Source organism: Hyella patelloides LEGE 07179 (assembly GCF_900659865.1).
GTDB lineage: Bacteria > Cyanobacteriota > Cyanobacteriia > Cyanobacteriales > Xenococcaceae > Hyella > Hyella patelloides.
The window spans coordinates 1-20,737 of the sequence record NZ_LR213878.1 but is presented as its reverse complement, the minus strand read 5'-3'; the positions used below and the strand labels follow the sequence as shown (position 1 = coordinate 20,737).

Sequence of the window (20,737 nt, the reverse complement as noted above, 5' to 3'; positions counted from 1 at the left end):
AAAAAAATTATGAATCAAGAGGGTTTTGGGGTGAAATAGGTTGAGTCTTATCAAAGGCTGTAAGCTAGACATTGCAATGGTTTCAAGGTTAGGTTGCGTCTGGTGACACGAACCTTCTATTTTCGCCATATCCTGAATGTAGCCAGCCCAAGAAATTGTCAGAAATCCCTGTTAAAAAGGCTGTCTTTTGTTTCAGCAAAAGTTGTTAAAGATTTATTGGCATAACGCTGGCGGGGTGACAACCCCGCCAGTTTGGAAAGATTAAACAGAGCATTTGCACCAGAGCTTCTGGGTTAGATATTGATCGCACTATTTGATTCAAGAGCAAGATCGACTAACTCGGAATTGCTGGTAAAATTTTGTAAGATTCCTGAATTTGCGTCGATTCGAGCTACCCAGCTATCTGCTGCCCCAGCGTTAGTTCTTCCCAAAGAGCCTTCAGTAATTCCCGTAACATAGAGATTTCCTTTGTCGTCACCACTGATACCATGAGCATAATCAAAATCGGGAGTGCCAAACTGTTGAAGCCACTGGCGATCACCATCACTATTGTATTTAGCTACCCAAGTGTCATAAGAACCTGCATTATTGCCACCTAATTCACCATCGGTATATCCTGTTAAAAATATATCACCATTAGAATCGACCTCAATGTCTCCATATAAAAGACTATCATCACCTCTCGTACCAAACTGTTCGAGCCACTGGCGATCACCATTACTATCGTATTTGGCTATCCAGACATCGTAAGAACCAGCATTATCTCCCGCGAGATCTCCTAGAGTCCATCCAGTAACATAGACATTCCCTTCACTGTCTGTATCGATTCCCCAGGGAAACTCATAATCTTCTGAGCCAAACTGTTCGATGAATTGCAGTTCACCATCATTATCGTGCTTAGCTACCCAAACATCATAAAGCCCAGAATTGTTTTCTCCTAAATCCCCCAAAGTCCATCCTGTAGAATAAACATTACCCATATGATCGACAGCTATGTCGTAAGCTTCATCATATTGCCTAGTTCCAAACTCTCTAAACCACTGTCGATTGCCATTAGTATCGTATTTAGTAACCCAAGAATCATCGGTTTGGGAGTTTCTTTGTTCTTCGATTGTATATCCTGAAAGATAAACATTCCCATTACGATCAACATCTATGCCAAAAGTCCGATTGATTATTTCTGTGCCAAACTGTTCGCTCCAAATCCGATTACCATCACTATTGTATTTGGCTACCCAAACATCAGCAACTTCAGCGTTTTTAGTTGCTTCCAAATTTCCTTCAGTATATCCCGCCACATACAAATTACCTCGATTATCCGTGACAATATCGGTAATCCAATCAAAATTAGCACTTCCAAACTGTATATTCCAAATTTGGTTGCCGTCACTGTCGTATTTAGTAACTATGGGATCGTAAGCACCAGCATTATTTCCTTCTATCGAGCCAGTGGTTGCTCCAGCTATATAAATATTACCAGCAATATCTGTAGCGGAACTAGTAGACAAGTCTATTCCAGTAGTACTTAATTGTCGAGCTTCTTCTGAGAAGGATACTGGTGGTGGAGTCGTACCTTCAAACTGAAACAAGTCATCTTCTAGACTTGTTTCAAAAACCCCAGGTAAAAAAGTAACGAGATCCGATTGAGTTCCCTCCTGCCAAAAGATTGCCGTCCCCAGTTGATTTGTCCCGATGCTCATTTCTTCTATGGAATAATTTTCGGGAATACCATGTAGCTGAATAATGTCTCGGTTAGGATCTAAGTCGATAATTGTTGCAAATTCATTTAAACCCAAATTAGATGCTTGGCTATCCACATAGTAGGGTTGTTGCCAATCGCCGAGAATAAATCTATTTTGCCAATCACGACGGGGTCTGACTTGTTGTTGCTCTAATAGAGGAACTTCTCGATCGCTAATCCAAATGTCAAGTTTTTGTTGACCGTCGTTAACAACTCCAGGATTATAAGTTATGATGCTGTCGTTTCCATCGCGAGTATATACTATTTGACTATCGGAAACTCCTAAAGTGTAGTCGCTGCCGGGAGTCCATATTTGAGGTACTAAAGTATTAGCCATCTTAAATTTCCTTGGTTAATTCTGCGAAGTTGACAATTGATAATATCAAATTGCTAAATATTTGCTATAAATCAATCATGCGATCGCCTTCGTTCTTCCAGAACTTTTTCCAATTTCTAATAAACTATTTAAACCCTTTGAACGATATTGACTCAACCATCTTGATCCCGTGGTTCGATGACGACCAATTAATGTTGCTAGATGATTTACAGTCTCTGCTTGCTTCGTTTTTATCCAAAATAACACTTGAATCCTTTCTTTTGCTAACGGTTCGTGTACTTGCTTCAGCAATTTACGTAACTGTTCTTCAGATTCTGATATTTCAATCTTCAGTATTCCTGACATAATTTTCAAACCCAAGGCGATCGCATGATTGATTTATAGCAAATATTTAGCAATTTGATATTATCAAGGATCAATTTAAAAGATTCTATAACTTTCATGTGCTGGGTAGAGCTGAGGACAATAAGCTCTTCGTACCTCTCATGAGCTAAATCGGGATATTAAAATAATCCGTATAGAAAGCAAACTCTTTTCGAATGGTTTCAACCTCCAATCCGAATTGCTGAGTGCTATATTCATGTTTGCCTTGCTTGTTCTGAGGATTATTGGTCAACCAACTTTTTACAGCACTCTCCATTTCTGGAGAAAAGGTCAGTCCAAAATGGGAATATATCTTCGTCACATCTTGGATGGGATTGCTCATGAGGTCACTATATTGCAGGTCGTAGAAACGTTCATCCCCAACTGTACGCCTTGTATCCAGGGCGGTTCTCAAATTTTTAAGTATTGCCTCAAACCAGATTGTTCCGATCTCCTGGGGATTTGATACATCAGAATAGTTACTGCGTAGAAGGTGACTCAAACTACACATCGATGGAATAGCTTGGCATGGATCGCGATGGAGCCAAATAATACCAGCATTGGGAAAAGCATTGAGAAGTGCTTTTAAAAAGATTAGATGCCGAGGTCCTTTCAATATCCAATGATTAAAGGAATAATGTTGTCCGAGATAAACCAACAAATCTCGATATTTGATATATGATTCCAGATGTCTTGGATAAGCCAACAGCCAGTTATAATAAGTAGGAACATGCATCCTGAGATGAAAACTTGGATCGAGTAACTGATATTCAAACAGCCAACCACACTCCTCTAGGCTCGTTGGTTTAAAATAATGGAGCTTCGATAAAGAGGGAGTAAGTTCATACATCTTTTGAATTATTTGCTCTGATTTCGCAATTTTTTTCTCAGTATGATCTGGATGTGAAGCTGGCACTGGAAACTGTCCATCGCAAAGCCTTATATAGTAGGAATTTAAATCAAGGGCAAGAAGATTATGGAGCAATGTTGTTCCTGTTCGGGGTAAGCCTACAATAAACAAATGCTTCTTTTTTTCGTCATTCTCCGATTTGGGAAAATTTTCTAATTCTCGATCTAGTAACAATTTATTTGTCACAATGCGGGTAAAGTTAGCAATTGTTAACTTTTGTCCTAAACTATTGAGTCGTGCTTCTCTATTGATTGATTCAATCAATATTTCTAATGCTTCTTCAAATTTTGTGTTTCTTTTGGCTGAAACCTTTGATCGTCTCTCAGCCTCTTGAATCAAATGTTCTTTATTTAATCTTTGGAATTCATGTTGCATAGACTTCACCTCTTCTTCTAAAACTATGTAATTTAAAATTGCTCTTTTGCGCCATTTGGGTGGTCTTATTCTCTTTTTCTTTGGCAACTCAAAACAAGCTGAATGTTTGTCCTATTCTTCAATTGGATAAAAAACAAATGCCCAGGCAGCAGCAATGGCAAAAAGTCCAGCTACGGGAAAGGCGAGCTGTACTCCCCAAGGCTGTGCTGGGGTTTTCCCCAACATCAACAGGATTCCTGCCAAGAAAACTCCCATGCCTTGACTCATGTTTTGTAATAAGCCTCTAGTGCCAAAAAATATGGCTTCTCGTCTGACTCCGAAATTTCGTTCATCGCGATCAATTACATCGGGTAACATGGCATTAGGCAAAATAAAGAAGCTGGATGAACCCAAATTGCTTAACAGTAGTAACAATAACCAAGGCATTAAAGCTTGTCCGACTAACAAGGGTAAAATTCCCACAATTAGTAGTCCACATCCCAGCCATATCATTGCCCACTGGAAAGCTCGTCTTTTTCCCCAGCGTTTAGCTAAGGGAATTACTACTGCAAAACCGATAATTCCGCTTCCCAAAATTATGCCGTTGACTACCGCGCCAAAACTAACATCTTTGCCCAATAGGGCTACCGCTAAAAACGCAGGACAAGCCGAAACAATGCTTATCGCAATTCCTGCAGAGCTAAAACCTGCTATGTAGCTTTTAAAAGATCGATTTTGTAAAGCAGAATGAAGCGATTTTTTTAAAGTTGGAGACATGATAATGGAGGGAGCAAGAGTCTCTTCTTGAATCATTAGAGGCATTGCCAAGGCAACTGAGCTAATAGCTCCTAAAATCATAGCCATGCCTGAAAAACCATATCGATCAACCAGCAAAGGAGAGCCGATTCCGCCAATCGCTCCCCCCAGCATACCAGAAATTGCCATTAAACTAGAGAGGGTTACTCTCTGTTCTGGTGTTTGGCTTAAAGAAGGCAACCATGCCAAATACGAAACCTGATACACGGCGGTCGCTAAACTCAAAGAACAAAGTAAAACGGTCAAATAAACTATATTTTCTAGTCTGCTGTTGTTAAGGGGAGGAGTAAGCAGTAAAGAAAAGCTGACCACCATTGGCACTATAGCCATTGCCAAAAAGGGTCTGCGTCTCCCCCACCGACTCCAAAAGCGATCGCTAATATGACCGATAATGGGTTGAATTATCGATCCACCAAGTCTACCGATCAGCATTGCAATACCAACTAGGGCTGATGGAACTAAAAAAGGCAAATTGTCGGTATTGGGAATTTCTGGATCGTAACGATAGATCAACATTGTTACTACTGCGCTATTAATCGACAGTAAACCAAAAATTCCCGTAATATAAGACAACCATTTGAATGATATTTGGGGATTAGACATGATGATTGATAATGGCAATAGTTCAAAAACAATTTGATCCGCTTCGCCTTTGTAGAAGGCAGAAGGCAAAAGGCATGGGACTGTTGCCTATTCTCTCTGAATTAATGACTTAGAAATCTAGTAAAGTTCCGTCTTCTGCTGAAAACTGAGCTACCCAGGCATCAAAAGAGCCAGCATTAGTAGAGCCTAAAGAACCGTTAGTAGTTCCTGTGACAAAAACATCACCTCCACTGACACTAACCTCGTAAGCATTGTCAATCCCATAACTACCAAATTGCTCGATCCAGAGTTGATTACCATTACTGTCGTATTTAGCAACCCAAGCATCATAAGAACCTGCGCTGCCTTCACCTGTTAAGTCGCCGTTGGTATATCCTGTCAGGTAATAATTACCTAATTCGTCAACATCGATACCTAAAGCTGCATCATCTCCTCCCGTACCAAACTGATCGAGTCTTAGTTGATTGCCCTCACTATCATATTTAGCAACCCAAATATCATAAGAGCCAGCATTAGTTCCTTCTAAGTTGCCAAGAGTCCATCCTGTTATATAAATATCATCATTAAGGTCTGTGGCAACATCCCACGACCAATCAAAATCATTAGTGCCAAATTGTTCGATCCACTGTTGGTTGCCATTGCTATCATACTTGGCCAACCAAATATCATAAATTCCAGAATTGCTCCCTCCTAAATCTCCTGTTGTCCATCCTGTGGTATAAATATTATCTTCACTGTCAACGTCCAAACCAAAAGTTTCGTCTCCTCCACTGGTGCCAAATTGTTCGATCCACTGTTGGTTGCCATTACTATCATACTTAGCTATCCAAGAATCAGCACCAGGAATAATGCCTGTACCCGCATTTGGGCCACCTAAGTCTCCCCCAGTATAGCCTGCTATGACCACGTCACCAGAGCTATTGACTCTAGGATCGACAAATGGATTATCAAGAGTAAAATCACCAAATTGAACTTGCCAGATTTGTCTTCCTCTTCGGTTATATTTACCCAAAACAACATCGTTTCCTATTCCTGCGTTAGCCCCTGCTAGCCTACCGTTGGTTCGTGAGAGTAAATAGGCGTTACCTGCATTATCGGTATCAACACCATAGGAATTATCATTCGATCTTGTACCAATTTGCCGAGTCCACTGTTCTATGCCTTGGTTATTGTATCTGGTGAGAAAACCATCTAATGCACCACGATCTCGTATTCCCAAAGAACCACTGGTGTATCCTGTTACCAACAATGAGTTGGAACGATCCTTAGCGTTAGCAACGGAGAAAGATAAGTCAATTCCCTCAGTTCCGAATTGTTCAATTAATTCAAGAACAGGCTGTTGAGCAGAACCATCAACAAATTGGAAGTAGTTAGCATTGAGATTTAATCCACTCACGTTGTCCAGACTGCCAATCAGTTCGTCATTGGTCGCTCCTTTCAGAAATATAGCCGTTCCTGTTTCTTCTTCTCCTAGGTCGCCAAAGTCTACCAGAGTATAATCTTCAGGACTGCCATGAAGTTGAATGATATCTTCTTCGGGATTAAAATCACTAATGATAGCCACACTGTTATCGCCAGTTGTACTATCATTACCATCATCATAATAAGGTTTATTGCGATCGCCTAAAATAAAAGAATCCCTTTCACTTCCCCCAGTAAAAATATCGATATTCTGACCTGGTAAATCTAACTCTGGATCGACACCCAGAAGAATATCGTTTCCTTCGCGACCAGATATGATGTTTGTTCCCCTGCTACCAAATTGAAAGGCATCGCTTCCAGGACTACCAGCTATGCTCAGATCGGTAAAAAAAGCGATTAGAATCCGTTGAAGTTCTTCCGAGATTGGCGCATCTATTTCTTCTTCGATTATTTCTTCGATAGCTTCTTCTTGTTCTTCATCGGTAACATCGCTACTCTCAAAAACTTCGACAAATTCTTCTGTGCTCTCTGTAAGAGATAAAGAGGAATCCTCTACTAATACTTCCTCAACAATTTCATCAGCTATTGGTTCCCCTGGAGTAATATTTTCATCATCAATAATTTCTATCAAATCTAATTTTTCATTCATTTCTTTATCCTGTTAATACATTTATTTTTAACTATCAAAATATCATATTTTTGCAACATAACAATAAAATAAATATTATTTATATATTGTAAAAAATATTTTTATTGGCAATTATTTTTGGCAATAAAAGCAATTTAATTATCAATTAATATGAGTCGTGTCAGATGCCATCCTCAAAATAATATTTGATCTGTCAGGGAATTATTGTTTTGATACTAAATTTATTTGTTCATAGTCAATTAACAAACTATTTTAATGTTAACAAATCTTTGAAGCTCAATAAAATTTTATTCTGGGATAACCTTTAAGTAGTTACATTAGATTGATAATTTTGCTCTAAGTTATATTCTTTAAAAACGAAATCAAAATCTTCAGCTATTTGCTTTCTGCTCAATCCAAATTTTTGTAGTTTAATAATTCGATGTTGGCGTCGATATTGTTTTTGTTTACCAGCTTGCTTTTTAACAGCTTGTCGTAGTTCATCACTTGATTTAATTCCTGTAAAATTTTCTATTTGATTAAAACTTTTTTCTAAATTCGAGCAGAGTAAATTGTATGGTAGCACCATTAGATTTTTTGAGAGGATTTCGGCTTTTTGTTGTAGTTCAAAAAAATAACGATAAAGTTCAATATCATAGAGATATCTGCGCTTAAAATAACGTTTTAGTCTATTTTTGGGAATATTATCGAGTCTTTTTTGATTTTTAAAAGTATTATATTCAAGAGTAAGATGAGAAGGAATAGTTTCTTGAGGTGATCGAACTAAATAGATAAATTTAGCATCGGGAAAAGTTTCTAACAGGGTTTTAATGCGACCAGTAGAAAAGTGAATATGAGCAATAATTTTCTCTTTTTTGCTGTAATAAATTTGGCGTTTCAAACATTCTTGAAAAAACTTAACTGAGCTATAACGGCGCGCATCTGACTGTCGATCATATAAACGTAATTCGGGATATTCACGATCATCTAAACCCAACGGAGAAAGTAATAATAAAAACTGAGTATCGAGCTTGTGAATGAATAAAAATTCATCATGTTCGACCCGATCTAAATAAAGTCCGTGACCGCTAGATTCGTGCATAATTTTGGTTAAGTTATGCCGAATTAGATAATTAATTATAGGTTTAACCAAAACTCGTGCAGTGAGGGCGGGAAAAAAGATTTCCCAAGTTTTAAATGCCACAAAATCATCTGTTTGAGTGAGTAAATTATGTAAAAAACTCGTACCACTACGGGGGTTGCCAATAATAAATACGGGATTTTTAATTTTAACTTTTTGATATTGAGAAAAAAAGATTTTGTCTAAAAAAAGAGTGAAATGGGTAAAGCCTAAAAACAGAGGTAAAAATAATAACCACCGCCAAAAAATTAGCCCCAGTCCAAAGGTTTTCCCCGCTGAAATTAGAATACGATAGTAAATTTGCCACATAATTATCTGATTTAATTTTAAATTTTCATTTTTTCTGGTTTGGCATTTGCTTGTAGTTGAAAAAGCACCACTTTGTTCTGGGATAGCCTTCGCTTGCCCGCGTAAATCATACTGAGGAATAAGATCAAACCTACGGCAAAAGTAGCGGTAGAAAAAAGCATGATCTTCAAAGTTAGAGGTAGGATTAATAATGCCGTGACAAACTGAATAATAATTGAAGTTAATAGTAGACGAATCACAAACAGATTTGATCGTTTGGCAATAAATCTCGCCCCAATCGGGGCACCAATAACTACAACTGGGATGCAGACCCACCAATAATTCCAGGTATCGCTGACAATAGGATTAGCACTGAATTGTAACCGCCACCAAAACCCCACTAGAGCATTACTAGCCATGAGTATGACTGAGGTGGGAGTGGCAACTTTTTCATCCATGCGAAAAGCTAACACCAATAAAGAAAAAGTAAGAATATCTAAACCGCTTCCCGTAATTCCGCTAACGATTCCGCCGATCGCGCCAACGGCAATTAGAATTAAGGCATCATATCTTTTAAAGTCAGGGATACGCTGCCACAGATGTCTTTGGCGATCGCGATTCATCCAGAGTAAGGCTACGCCAAAGCTCAACCACAGGGAAACAAAAAACATTTTGCTGGTTACTGGGGGTAAATAGGGCGCAACAACTTCTAAACCAAAAATAATTCCCACCGCGCCCCCTCCTCCAGCAAAGATTAAAGCACGGGATTCTATAGGGATACGGTTTTGAAAAATTGCGATCGCTGCTGCGGTCATTCCTACTGACTGAATCATTAGGGAAAAATCTCTAGCAACGGCTGGCTGAATATTAAACAGCAAGGTCATCACGGGAAATGCTACTGCACCACCCCCTTCGCTAGTAGAACCTGCAATAAACGAACCTACTGCCATTGTGACGGACATAAACCAGTTATCGAGAAACAAATGCCATCTGTTACCCGATGCCATCAACAGCAACCAAACTGTCCCAACTAAAACTGGTAGTAAAATGTTTTGTTTTTTGAACATCAGTTTCAAACGATGCGTTAATGATTTCATAAGAGAAATGGGTCAAGATATGAGCTAAAAATCTAATTCTGGTTTTAAAGCAGTCGAACCTGAGAGAACGGACAATAGTTTGAAAATGGGATAGCTCACTACACCACCTAAACCCCAAACCAGTTGAAAAGTAAAAAACAGCAACTTTTCTTGAGGAGTTTTTAATTTTTCCCAGTGCAATCCTTCTCGCTCGATAATATCGAAAGCGATAGGATCGGCATGAGAGCCACAAAGTCGGAAATGGGGAGCAGCTACTGTACCAAACAGAACACTCCACAGTACTTTAGGTCTTTTTATCAGTTGACTGAGAACGGGACGACAACCAATTAATTCCGCTAATTCGTACATAAATGGCACAAAAGAGACGATTCCCGTCACGCGATCGATTACTAAAGGCTTGAGTTTAGAGGCTTTTTCAGCATCGCGAGCGATAATTGATTCCATTGCAGCCCGATCTGGCAGCTTGACTCTACCACTAGCTACCGCAGCAAAATATCTAGCTTGGAGTTCGGTAACGGGAGGCATCGCACCGATATTAGGACGAGCAAATCCGACAAACCCGATATTAGAAAGATCGGGATGAAAAATTTTCTTATAGAGTTTGCGCCAATTCCATCCTTCACTAGAGATGGGCAAAAAGGGAAATTTAACTTTAAACCCGCTACAGAAAATTACCTTATCTGCTGCCAGTTCGCTATTATCGCTAAAAACAACACCATTAGGGGTAAAATATTTAATTTCGGATTTTAAGTTAACCTTGGGTTTTGCCAGGGCATCCATAAAAACATCGGACTTGGTAATAAACTGCTGGTGATAGCTTCCCCCAGACAGGTCAATTAATTTTTGGCGTATTTGCCAAGATTTTTGCTGACGGTTGATAAAAGAAAATAGCTTTTGAAATCCAGTTTCGATCGCGTAATAAAGACGAGGGGGAAAATGATAGGTAATACGGTGATGAAAATAGTCTCCTGGTAAAGTCATGGTGCGATCGAGTTTGGGCATGATAAATACACCTCTTCTCAAACTGAGTGTTACCTCATCTGCTACCTGAGATAATTCATTGAGAATGTCTCCCCCACTTTCTCCACCGCCAATTACTACAACTTTTTTACCCTGAAAAGGACGATTATCTTTATAAGCAGAGGAATGAATTAAATTTCCCTTAAATGCTTGCATATTGGCAATTTCTGGGAAACTCCACTCTTCATTCAGTCCCGTACATACGGCAACAGAGTCAAATTCAGTTTCTCTAATTTCATTTTCATCCCTAACTCTAACTAACCATTTTTCTCCTTTTCGTTCTACTGCTTCTATCGAGGTTTTAAAGATTATATGTCTTTCTAAATCGAAATGACGGGCATAGGATAAAAGATATTCCAGATATTGTTGATGGGTCAAAAAATAAGGATAGCGATCTGGCATCGGAAAATCCGAAAAAGCAGTTAAATACTTAGAAGAAGTGAGTTCTGTATTACGAAAAACGCTAACTCCTGGGTCTTTAAATTTCCAATTACCTCCAAGATAGGGGGACTTCTCGAAGCCTCGAACCACCATACCTTCTTCCAAACATGATTTAATGGTCACTAAACCAGCTAAACCCGCCCCAATTACTGCAACTTGTTTCTGATTCATCTAAAAATACCTAACAAATAATTACTTAAACTACTGGGATGTATCCGCTAATTTGCTGAAGCTAATACCAGGGAAAAAACGCGGTTTTCCAGCAAAAGCAGCAGCATAATTAGAATTTTCAGCTAAAGCTCGTTCCTCAGTTTGAATTCTTTTACTCATCAACCAAGCATTAGCCAGAGAAAAAGCGATCGCGGTAAGATAGGCACTGTGAATCAAAGGCAGAAAAGCAATTTCCAAAATTACCCCCAACCAGTTAGGATGTCTCAGATAGCGATAAACTCCCGATGTCACTACAGGCATTCCAGGCACGGTCATAATGGGTAGAGTCCACCGCCACTTCAAAGCTTGCATTGATAGATAGCGTAAGATTTGTCCTGCTATGGTAGCTGTTAGAGCTACGACAGCTAAAACTGGCATAAAGGGACGATCTAAATACCAAACCTCAGCAATCATGGCAATCCACCAGCTTACTTGTAGTACTTTTACCGCACCAAGTAAGTTATCTCCGTGTTCTTGTCCGCCTCTTTTCAGAATTTCTGCTTTATGGCGATCGCTAGAACGTACTTCTACAAGTCGCTGTAAGATGACAGCTACTACAATTCCGCTAAAGATATATTTAGTTAGCATAAGATATTTTCTCCCTTTGCCTTGGCTGATTCTTCCAGCATTCTGTTGTACCCAAAACGATCTTTGCCACGAATCATTACAGCTTTCCAGTTGTCTAAGTTGAGCTTTTTCGCATTGGCAATTTTGAAGCTATGACCTTCCTTAAACTTTTTTTTGCTATAAATCTTTGTATCTGGGCGCACGATCCGACCATTGGTGGCCCATCGCCATTGATTTTCGGTGATGTTGTCGTAAGCTCCGTGAATTAAACGCTCGCTGAGAATAAAAAATTGACCTGCTTTCATTTCCATTGGCTTGAAGGAGCTAGACTCAATTGGGTAATCAATCTTGAGAGCTGACAATTTTTTCCTGCTATCGTTAGTATTTCCAACTTCTTGATTCGGGAAGAGGATTGGATAAAGATTTTTGTGACTACCAGGCAAGATTTTCATACAGCCGTTTTCTTTGGTAGCATTGGTTAGGGCAACCCAGCAAGTTACTTGAAAAAGCTCTTCGACATCGGAAGGATAAACCGCAGATTCTTTAAGATCGTCGGATAGATAAGTAGTGGCTTGGTGCAAGGGAGTTCCAGGACTTCCAGGTTGCTTAACAAAAAATTCAGTCCGCCACAGCATTAAATCAGGTCCTAGTAGTTGAGCGCAACGTTCGGTAATACCTGGATTCTTGAATAAATTGAGCAAGCGCGGATTATCTAAATAGCGATCTCTGGCATTCATGATGCGCTTATAAGCTTGCTGGAAATTGCTTTCTCCATCACTTTCACTGTTGGCGTTGGTTGCAATTTCAAAACCACCTTGAGAATAGGGATATATAGGTGATTCCCCTTGGGCGAGCATCTCTGTAAAATGCTCTTTTAAAGATTGGGCTTCCTCAGAAGATATTAAATTGAAAGGACCGAGATAACCATTTTCATAAAAGAAGCGAATTTCTGCTTCAGAAAGTTGATATGGCTCGTCAACTACTATTTTAGGTTTATAGCAGTCTGGTTCGCGCAGTTGGCAATAATAATCGGCATAAATTTTTTGACCGCCAGACTTAAATGCCGTCCAAAACATATGGTCATTCCAGCCTGAAGGCAATTGCTCTTGTACTTTTTTGGGCAATAAGAAATGGAGGAATTTTAGTTTGGCTAGGGTATAGGCAACTGCAATTTTGAGGCGAAATAACCATTTACTTTGATTCATAGGATAAATTACTCCGTTGAGATATTTCTTGTTCAAGGTCAAAGCGAATTAGCGATTGCTTGCCGATACTGCTGAGGTACGCGCCGTCCTTTGACTACGATTTTTACTCCACCAGCAGGAACTAGAGTAACTCCGAAAAGAGCTGGTTTAATGGGTTTCTCGTCTACTAGCTCTATTTGATAGCGAGAGAGGATCGTTGCTAAAACTAGCTTCATCTCAAACATAGCTAACGCAGCACCAATACAGCGTCTTTTCCCGCCGCCAAAAGGAATAAACTCATAGGGAGAAAACTGGCGTTCGAGAAATCGCTCTGGCTTGAACTGTCTCGGATTGGGGTAAATTTCCTCCCGTTGATGCAGTGTATAAATGCAGCCGCGAATCATGATACCTGGTTCTAATTCGTACCCCATCAGCTTGACAGGAGATTCGACAGTTCGAGGCAAAGTTATAGGCAACACGGGATTAATCCGCAAGGTTTCCTGACAAAATGCCGTAAGATAGGGCAAGCGAACTATATCGGCGGGATTGGGTCGATCTCCCAGACGATCGATTTCCTGTAGCAGCTTGGCTTTCATTTCGGGATAGAACTGCGACCAATACACTGACCAAGCCATTGCGGTTGCTGTAGTTTCATACCCCCCTAGCAGAAGGGTGAGCAACTGATCGCGGATTTCCAAATCGGACATTAGTTCACCATCTTCATGACGCGCAGACAGCAACATACTGAGAATATCGGTTCGGTCTGGATCTGGATGGGCGCGGCGATCGCGAATCTCTGATAATAACAGTTGATGAATTTGTTGGCGTTTGCGAATAAATTTACCCCAGGGACTCCAAGAACCCCAATCTTGTTGGAGAAAAGAGAAAAATAACAAACTGTTGAATATGGGAGAGTGAAACAGTCTCGCCCAATATAAAAGTAGTTGTTGGAGCTGTTGGCAACGCTCTCCCTCGTACAAGCCAAATACCGCCTTTAAAATAACTTGCAAAGAAATTTCTTCCATTACTGCACGAGCAGAAGCAGTTTGTTTGAGAGGGATTTTAGTGATCGCATTATCGGTAATCTCGCAAACCAGTTGTCCGTAAGAACGCATTCTTGCTCCATGAAAGGGAGGCATTAATAGTTTGCGCTGACTTTTATGGCGATCACCTACTTGCACAAATAACGATTCATCGCCAGCAACAGGACGGACTATACTTTTAGCCCCATTAACGAATTCTGGTTTGGTAAAAAATTCCTGAATTGCTTGAGGATGAACTAACAATACTTGGTAGTTACTAACTGGATCGATCTGAGCTTTAAAAAGATCGGGAAAATTGGCGGCTGCATCCTCCATATAACGTATGGGGTTGGTACTCCACTGGATTGTTTGCCAAAGTCTGGGGGTTTTTGGTCCTTTGATTTGTTTCATTTGTATTTTTATAAGAAAAAACTAAAAAACTTTCAACAGTGAGTAATCGGGTTTTGTATTACCACTGCAACAAAATCGCTTCCTGAGAAAAACCAGGACCCATCGCTAACAGCAAGCCATAAGACCCTGCGGGAGGCTGTTCTGCTGCTAAACTTTGATCTAGAATATATAAAACCGTAGGGGAAGAAATATTGCCAATTTCGGCTAAAGCATCCCAGCTTTCTTGTAATGCTTGATCGTCGAGTCCAAATTCTTCTTCAACGGCTTTAATAATCTTGGGTCCTCCAGGGTGAACCATCCAGCGATCGATCTTTTCTGTTGAGAGATTATGCTCCGCTAGAAGGGGATCAATGGTTTTGTGGAGAGCAACTTTGACATAATCCGCTACTTCTGGTCGCAGAATATTGCGCGTACCCGTATCTACCAAATCCATTCCCATCAAATGAACTGTATTGGGTAAAATAACCGAGCGGGTATCGATAATACGGGGTTGACCCGACTGAGCCAAAGGATGGTCTTCTCCTACCATTAAAACTGCTGCCGAACCATCGCCAAATAATGCAGCAGTAACAATTGTCATAATGATATCGCTGTAAACCCCAGGATTTTCGGGCAATTGCTTAATCATGCTAGTTAAGTCTCTTTGTAGCGAACCTTGCCATAATCCCGAAGAAGGTTCCATCGCAAACAAGACAGAAGATTCTGTAGGATGTCCTTTTAAATAATCGGCAATGCGAGCCAAACCAAAAGCACCACCCATACAACCCACTCCAGTTAACGCCATTCTTTTAATGTCGGGAGAAAAGGGAATACGATTGATTAATCGTGCATCTAATCCAGGGGTAGCTGCAATTAAAGTAGTAGCGGTAAGTTGAGATATCTCTTGAGGTGAAATTGCTGCTTTGTCTAGTAACTTATTTACAGTGGTTTCGATCGCATTGAGACATTTGGTAATTGCCTCATTAGCTACCTGAGCTACTCCAGGGGGGTCGTAAAATGAATCGAGGGGAAAAGTAAAATAGCGTCCATTAATTTTGACATTAGTAAAAAAGCGATCAATTGTCTCTAGATCGAAGTCTAGATCCATCATCAGGAAATATTTTTTTAGTGCTGTTGCTAGAACTTCCTGGGGATAATAGTGTTCGGGAAACCCTGTAGATGTCGTTACAATATACGCCATAAAAATTGCTTCAAAAAATTAATTGCATTGAGAATTAGGAATAATTAACGAGTGGAGATTTCTGCACTAACTGGGCTGAGATAGCTTGTAATAATTCTCGATCGGCAGAATGTAAAAAGAAATGATCGCCTTCAAACATCTGTAGGGCAAAATTAGCTGTAGTTTGGTGCTTCCAAGCAGCTAGTTTTACTTGCTCTACTTGAGAATCTTCTAATCCACCAAAGGCAGTAATCGGAAAGTCAAAGGGAGATTCATTGCCATAAAAATAGGTTTCTAACAGAGCAAAATCCGCCCGTAATATTGGTAAAATTTGCTCTACTAGCTTTTTGTCTTGCCAAACCGCTTCGGGAGTACCATTAAAATTCTCAATCTTTTCGATAAATCGATCATCTGGTAAATGATGAATGGGGGGTTGAAGGTCTAATAACTGAGGAGCATTTCTGCCAGAAACAAATAAATGAATGGGAAGAGGATAGTTGCGACGGCGTAATTCTCTAGTTATTTCAAAACTCAGCAATGCGCCCATACTATGACCGAATAAAGCAAAAGGACGGTCTAAATAAGGCTTAAGATGAGGAACAAGTAGGTTAACTAGTTCTTTAATACGAGTTAAGGGAGATTCTGTAAGGCGATTTTCTCTTCCAGGTAACTGTATGGCACATAGTTCGATTTCTGTTGGTAGTTGCTTAATCCAATAGTTAAAAATAGATGCTCCCGCACCAGCATAGGGAAAGCCAAAAAGTCGTAAACTAGCTTGAGGATTAGGTTGGGGAAAAATTAACCATGAATTATCCTTAACCTTTTGCTTAGTAGCGATTTCGGTTACTGTGACTAACTTCTTGTTGTGATGAGAAACTTCTGGCTCTTCCTTACCATGATGTTTTTCAATCAGAAACAGCAATTGAGTTAAAAATTGTTCTAGGTTGAGTTCGGCTAAAAATTCTACAGGAAGGGAAATTAAAAATTGTGGCTCTAGTTTTCTTCTTAACTCTGTTGCCATCAAAGAATCAAGTCCCAAACTAGAAAGACGTTGTTGCCAATCTAGTTGAGATGGTTCGATTTTAATTACTTTGGCTAATAATGCACCGAAATACTGTTTTAATAAAGAGCGTCTTTGTTCAGGTGGGGCGGTTAATATTTCAATACTTTGTGGTTGACCATTCTGGCGACAGTCTGACTCTTGGTGAGTAGAAATTGGAACAAGGCGATCGCCATTTCTATTATTTATTTTTGTAGTTTTTTGCTGTTGATGCTTACTAGCTATAAGTTCTAGCAACTTAGGTAGTAATTGAATTTCTACTGCTGATAGTGTTTCTGCTGTTGCCAACTGAATTTTTACCTGGTCGATTTTTCCTCGGTCTAACAGAGAAAGTATCGGTGTCCAGTTAGTCTTCTGAGGCTGATGGTTGTTTTGAATCCAGTAACGCTGACGCTGGAAAGGATAGGTAGGTAATACTACTCGACGACGTTGGGGATAATCTTTCTCGAAATTCTGCCAATTGATCGCCATACCTTGTAGATATAATTGAGCTAAACTATCTAACATTTGCTGCCAGTCTGAGGTTTGGGGACGCAGACTAGGTAGCAAAGTATAATGTTCTGCCTCTTCATCAGATAAGCAAAGACGACCCATACCCAATAAGATCGGTTTTGAGCCAATTTCTAGTAAAATCTCACAATCTTGTTGAGCCAAAGTTGCCATACCTTCAGCAAATTGAACTGGCTGTAAGATGTGATTGCACCAATATTGAGGAGTAGCAATTTCCTCTGTAGCTAGCTCTCCCGTAACATTAGAAATTAAGTCTATTTGGGGAGGGGAGTAACTTATTTCTCTAGCAATCCGTTCAAAGTCTGCTAGCATTGGCTTCATGAGAGGAGAATGAAAACCATGAGAAACTTGTAATGTTTTGGCTTTAATTTTTTGAGCTTCAAGTTCGCTCTTTACCTTATTCACAGCTTCTCGTTTGCCTGAGATTACGATGCTTTTAGTTCCGTTAAATGCAGCGATTGTTACTTCTTCTCGATAAGGCTCAATTGCTTGACTTACCAGTTCGGGAATAGCTAATAGAGAAACCATTGCTCCATCTTGAGGTAAAGACTGCATTAAACGCCCTCTGGTAGCAATCAGTTTTAAACCATCTTCTAAACTAAATACTCCCGCCAGACAAGCTGCGACATATTCCCCTACACTATGACCCATCATCAATGTCGGCTTAATACCCCAAGATTGCCATAACTGCGCCAAAGCGTATTCGAGGGCAAATAAAGCAGGTTGGGTATATTGGGTTTGGTCTATATCGGCTGTAGGTTGAGGGAGATAAATAATTTCTAATAGAGGTTTATCTAAATAGGTACTTAAGATATCTGCACATTTATCTAAAGCTTTACGAAAGGTGGGTTGAGTTTCATATAGTTCCCTTCCCATACCCAGATATTGCGAACCTTGTCCTGTAAACAGAAAAGCTATTTGTGGCTTTTTGCCCCCACTCAAACAACTTGTGGTTATGCTTCCTGCTTCTTCTCCAGCAGCAAAAGCTTGCAGAGACTGCTGTAACTCTGTTTTAGCTGTTGCGATCGCAACAAAGCGACACTCAAAATGAGTACGCCCAGTATTAGCGGTAAAACAGATATCTGCTAGAGAAATTTCGGGCTTGGAATCGAGGAAATTGCTATATCTTTGTGCTAATTCTACTAAAGCGCGATCGCTTCTTGCTGAAAGAGTTAATATTTGTAAGGGGCGTTCTCTGCTTTCTCTAGTTTCTGGTTCTGTAATAGTTGCTTCTTCTAACACTATATGAGCGTTTGTTCCGCCAAAACCAAAGGAACTAATTCCCGCTAGGCGCGTTCCACCTTCCACCTTCCATTTTTGTCTCTCAGTAGGAATAGATATAGGGGTTTTCTGAAGTCGAATATAGGGATTCAATCGCTTCAGATGTAAGTGAGGGGGAATCTCTTGATGCTGCAAAGCTAAAACTACTTTGATCAATCCCGCTATTCCTGCTGCTGATTCTAAATGACCGATATTAGTTTTAACCGAACCAATAAAGCAGGGTCGATCTGACTGACGTTCTTCCATCAGCACTGTTTTTAAGGACTTAACCTCAATCGGATCTCCCAAAGGAGTTCCCGTACCGTGAGCTTCAACATAGCTAATTTCTGCTGGTTTGACCCCTGCATTTTTTAAAGCTTGACGAATCACTGCTTGTTGAGAAGGTCCATTGGGGGCTGTAATGCCGTTGCTCAGTCCATCTTGGTTAACAGCAGAGCCTCGAATCACTGCCAGAATGTTATCTTTGTCTTTCAGAGCATCACAGAGACGTTTAAGAATTACTACACCACAACCTTCGCCCCGAACGTAACCGTTAGCATCTGCATCAAAAGTCTTACAACGTCCATCGGGGGACATCATTTGAGCTTGAGAAAAAACAATGTTGAGTTCTGGGGTTAAGATCAAATTTACCCCCCCAACTACACAGAGATTAGATTCTCCCGTTCGCAAACTTTGACAGGCTAAGTGGACTGCCACCAAAGAAGAAGAACAAGCGGTTTCAATTGCCAAGCTGGGTCCTTTTAAATCCAAGAGGTAGGAAAGGCGACTAGAAGCTAAACTCAGGGTTGTGCCGAGACCATCGTAAGCACTAATTTGAGTCAAATCGGCAACATTTTTATACAGCAATTGATCGTAGTTGACCACCGCCATAGCAGCAAATACTCCCGTCTGCGTTCCCGCTAATTTATCTGTTGCCAAACCTGCATTTTCTAGTGCTTCCCAAACGACTTCTAAAAACAGTCTCTGTTGAGGATCCATTCGTTCTGCTTCCCTGGGAGAAATATTGAAAAATAGAGGGTCAAAACCATCGACCTGGGATAAAAATCCTCCCCAACGAGTATTCATTTTGCCTGGGGTAGCAGGTTGGGATTCGTAAAATTTATTGATGTCCCATCTATCTACTGGAACTTCTGTAATTGCATCTATGCCATTACTCATAATTTGCCAAAATGCTTCTGGATTTTCTGCTCCTGGAAAACGACATCCCAGACCTATAATTGCAATGTTTTCCATTTTTCTACCTATTAGTTTAAGGAACATTAAATGTCTTGAGATTAAGAATTAGGAACGGTCGAGTTTCAATCAATCAATCAGTACAGAAAATTTTATTTTTCCTACTGTCCGTTTCCACAGAATTTTGTTTATTTAGTAACGTCTTGATTAAGCAGCAACCAGTTGAGAAAACTGCTGCAAAGTTTTAATGTTCCCTTTGATAGCACGCTCTATGTTTCCTCCTGAAACCATTGGTTTCATTTCGCGGTTGACAAACCAAAGATACTCCAAGCTATTAAAAGTCCGTCGAAACTCCTGTAAAAGACTTTGATGAAACTGGAGATTCTGATGAAATCCTTGATGTTCTTGACACAGGCACTGCTTCATCCAAAATAGGGCATCTTTAGTTGACATTCCAAAAGTATCAGACTGCAAAATCTTATAAAGAAAGCTCATTACCGAATAATCATCGGGACGATGTCTGTCGGGTACTACTGCCGAAAGTCCATTCCAAATGCGTTCTTGTAGCTTGTAAAAGGCTAAATTTGCCACAAATTTCTCGTAGGCTGTAGGTTGGGAAAAATCTCGATAAAGTTCCCGTGCCATAAAACGAGAAGTGGTGGTGTGAAAGGCCTCGTCTAAAAAATGATAGTAAACAATCGCTGTGGGGGTAGGAATAAACTCTCCATGCTTCTGTAATTTTCTAAAGTATTTACAGTTACTATGTTCGGTATGCTTAAGACCCAAATTGGCCATGAAGCGCAGTGTATAGTAATGGCTGGCTAAAAAAGGCGATCGCCCCCAATTATAGCTGAAAAATTGTAGCAAGGCTCTAGGGGCTAATCCTTCTCCCATGAATCCCGTACTGAAAGCGGGAGGAAAGTTATCTTTGGCTTCTAATTCTTTTAAATATTCGGAATAAAAAGTCTTTTGCCCTTTGAGCATCTGGTTAGCAATAAA

Annotated in this window: 13 protein-coding genes and 1 pseudogene; all 14 read right to left on the bottom strand. The window is 40.0% G+C overall.

The genetic code is table 11. The annotated features are described in order from the left end of the window. Positions 1-293: 293 nt before the first annotated feature. On the bottom strand, positions 294-2,078 hold the full coding sequence (locus H1P_RS17590) for an SBBP repeat-containing protein (protein WP_144869728.1): 1,785 nt from the start codon (positions 2,076-2,078) through the stop codon (positions 294-296). 75 nt (positions 2,079-2,153) lie between these two features. Continuing rightward, the gene (locus H1P_RS17585; RefSeq protein WP_144869726.1) at positions 2,154-2,423 is read right to left on the bottom strand and encodes a helix-turn-helix domain-containing protein; all 270 of its coding nucleotides are present in this window, start codon (positions 2,421-2,423) and stop codon (positions 2,154-2,156) included. A gap of 145 nt (positions 2,424-2,568) precedes the next feature. Next, the gene (locus tag H1P_RS17580; RefSeq protein WP_144869724.1) at positions 2,569-3,726 is read right to left on the bottom strand and encodes a sulfotransferase family protein; all 1,158 of its coding nucleotides are present in this window, start codon (positions 3,724-3,726) and stop codon (positions 2,569-2,571) included. Positions 3,727-3,837: 111 nt separating this feature from the next. After that, the gene (locus tag H1P_RS17575; RefSeq protein WP_144869722.1) at positions 3,838-5,124 is read right to left on the bottom strand and encodes an MFS transporter; all 1,287 of its coding nucleotides are present in this window, start codon (positions 5,122-5,124) and stop codon (positions 3,838-3,840) included. Positions 5,125-5,233: 109 nt separating this feature from the next. Further along, entirely contained in the window at positions 5,234-7,195 is a 1,962-nt protein-coding gene (locus tag H1P_RS17570; RefSeq protein WP_144869720.1) for an SBBP repeat-containing protein, read from the bottom strand. 304 nt (positions 7,196-7,499) lie between these two features. Beyond that, positions 7,500-8,624 (bottom strand): sulfotransferase, encoded by a 1,125-nt coding sequence (locus H1P_RS17565; RefSeq protein ID WP_144869718.1) that lies wholly within the window; start codon positions 8,622-8,624, stop codon positions 7,500-7,502. 17 nt (positions 8,625-8,641) lie between these two features. Beyond that, positions 8,642-9,670 carry a sulfite exporter TauE/SafE family protein gene (locus H1P_RS17560; RefSeq protein WP_246141776.1) on the bottom strand — a complete coding sequence of 343 codons (1,029 nt, stop codon included), beginning with the start codon at positions 9,668-9,670 and terminating at the stop codon, positions 8,642-8,644. 54 nt (positions 9,671-9,724) lie between these two features. Beyond that, on the bottom strand, positions 9,725-11,332 hold the full coding sequence (locus tag H1P_RS17555; RefSeq protein ID WP_144869717.1) for an NAD(P)-binding domain-containing protein: 1,608 nt from the start codon (positions 11,330-11,332) through the stop codon (positions 9,725-9,727). Positions 11,333-11,362: 30 nt separating this feature from the next. After that, on the bottom strand, positions 11,363-11,959 hold the full coding sequence (locus tag H1P_RS17550; RefSeq protein WP_144869715.1) for an isoprenylcysteine carboxyl methyltransferase family protein: 597 nt from the start codon (positions 11,957-11,959) through the stop codon (positions 11,363-11,365). Next, positions 11,953-13,143: a phytanoyl-CoA dioxygenase family protein gene (locus H1P_RS17545; RefSeq protein ID WP_144869713.1), complete on the bottom strand. Its 1,191-nt coding sequence runs from the start codon at positions 13,141-13,143 to the stop codon at positions 11,953-11,955. The genes H1P_RS17550 and H1P_RS17545 overlap by 7 nt, the downstream gene beginning before the upstream one ends. Positions 13,144-13,181: 38 nt before the next feature. Beyond that, entirely contained in the window at positions 13,182-14,555 is a 1,374-nt protein-coding gene (locus H1P_RS17540; RefSeq protein ID WP_144869711.1) for a cytochrome P450, read from the bottom strand. Between the two features lie 58 nt (positions 14,556-14,613). Then, a complete protein-coding gene (locus tag H1P_RS17535; RefSeq protein ID WP_144869709.1) occupies positions 14,614-15,735 on the bottom strand; it encodes a type III polyketide synthase in 1,122 nt (373 codons plus the stop codon). Between the two features lie 34 nt (positions 15,736-15,769). Further along, complete coding sequence (locus H1P_RS17530) at positions 15,770-19,798, bottom strand: type I polyketide synthase (RefSeq protein WP_144869707.1); 4,029 nt, start codon at positions 19,796-19,798, stop codon at positions 15,770-15,772. A 147-nt stretch (positions 19,799-19,945) separates the two neighbouring features. Beyond that, positions 19,946-20,737, bottom strand: a pseudogene (locus H1P_RS36200) (hypothetical protein); the annotation flags it as partial.

Excerpts from the sequence above, each read along its gene's own strand:
- H1P_RS17590 (WP_144869728.1), bottom strand. The coding sequence starts at position 2,078 with ATGGCTAATACTTTAGTACCTCAAATATGGACTCCCGGCAGCGACTAC.
- H1P_RS17585 (WP_144869726.1), bottom strand. The coding sequence starts at position 2,423 with ATGTCAGGAATACTGAAGATTGAAATATCAGAATCTGAAGAACAGTTA.
- H1P_RS17580 (WP_144869724.1), bottom strand. The coding sequence starts at position 3,726 with ATGCAACATGAATTCCAAAGATTAAATAAAGAACATTTGATTCAAGAG.
- H1P_RS17575 (WP_144869722.1), bottom strand. The coding sequence starts at position 5,124 with ATGTCTAATCCCCAAATATCATTCAAATGGTTGTCTTATATTACGGGA.
- H1P_RS17570 (WP_144869720.1), bottom strand. The coding sequence starts at position 7,195 with ATGAATGAAAAATTAGATTTGATAGAAATTATTGATGATGAAAATATT.
- H1P_RS17565 (WP_144869718.1), bottom strand. The coding sequence starts at position 8,624 with ATGTGGCAAATTTACTATCGTATTCTAATTTCAGCGGGGAAAACCTTT.
- H1P_RS17560 (WP_246141776.1), bottom strand. The coding sequence starts at position 9,670 with ATGTTCAAAAAACAAAACATTTTACTACCAGTTTTAGTTGGGACAGTT.
- H1P_RS17555 (WP_144869717.1), bottom strand. The coding sequence starts at position 11,332 with ATGAATCAGAAACAAGTTGCAGTAATTGGGGCGGGTTTAGCTGGTTTA.
- H1P_RS17550 (WP_144869715.1), bottom strand. The coding sequence starts at position 11,959 with ATGCTAACTAAATATATCTTTAGCGGAATTGTAGTAGCTGTCATCTTA.
- H1P_RS17545 (WP_144869713.1), bottom strand. The coding sequence starts at position 13,143 with ATGAATCAAAGTAAATGGTTATTTCGCCTCAAAATTGCAGTTGCCTAT.
- H1P_RS17540 (WP_144869711.1), bottom strand. The coding sequence starts at position 14,555 with ATGAAACAAATCAAAGGACCAAAAACCCCCAGACTTTGGCAAACAATC.
- H1P_RS17535 (WP_144869709.1), bottom strand. The coding sequence starts at position 15,735 with ATGGCGTATATTGTAACGACATCTACAGGGTTTCCCGAACACTATTAT.
- H1P_RS17530 (WP_144869707.1), bottom strand. The coding sequence starts at position 19,798 with ATGGAAAACATTGCAATTATAGGTCTGGGATGTCGTTTTCCAGGAGCA.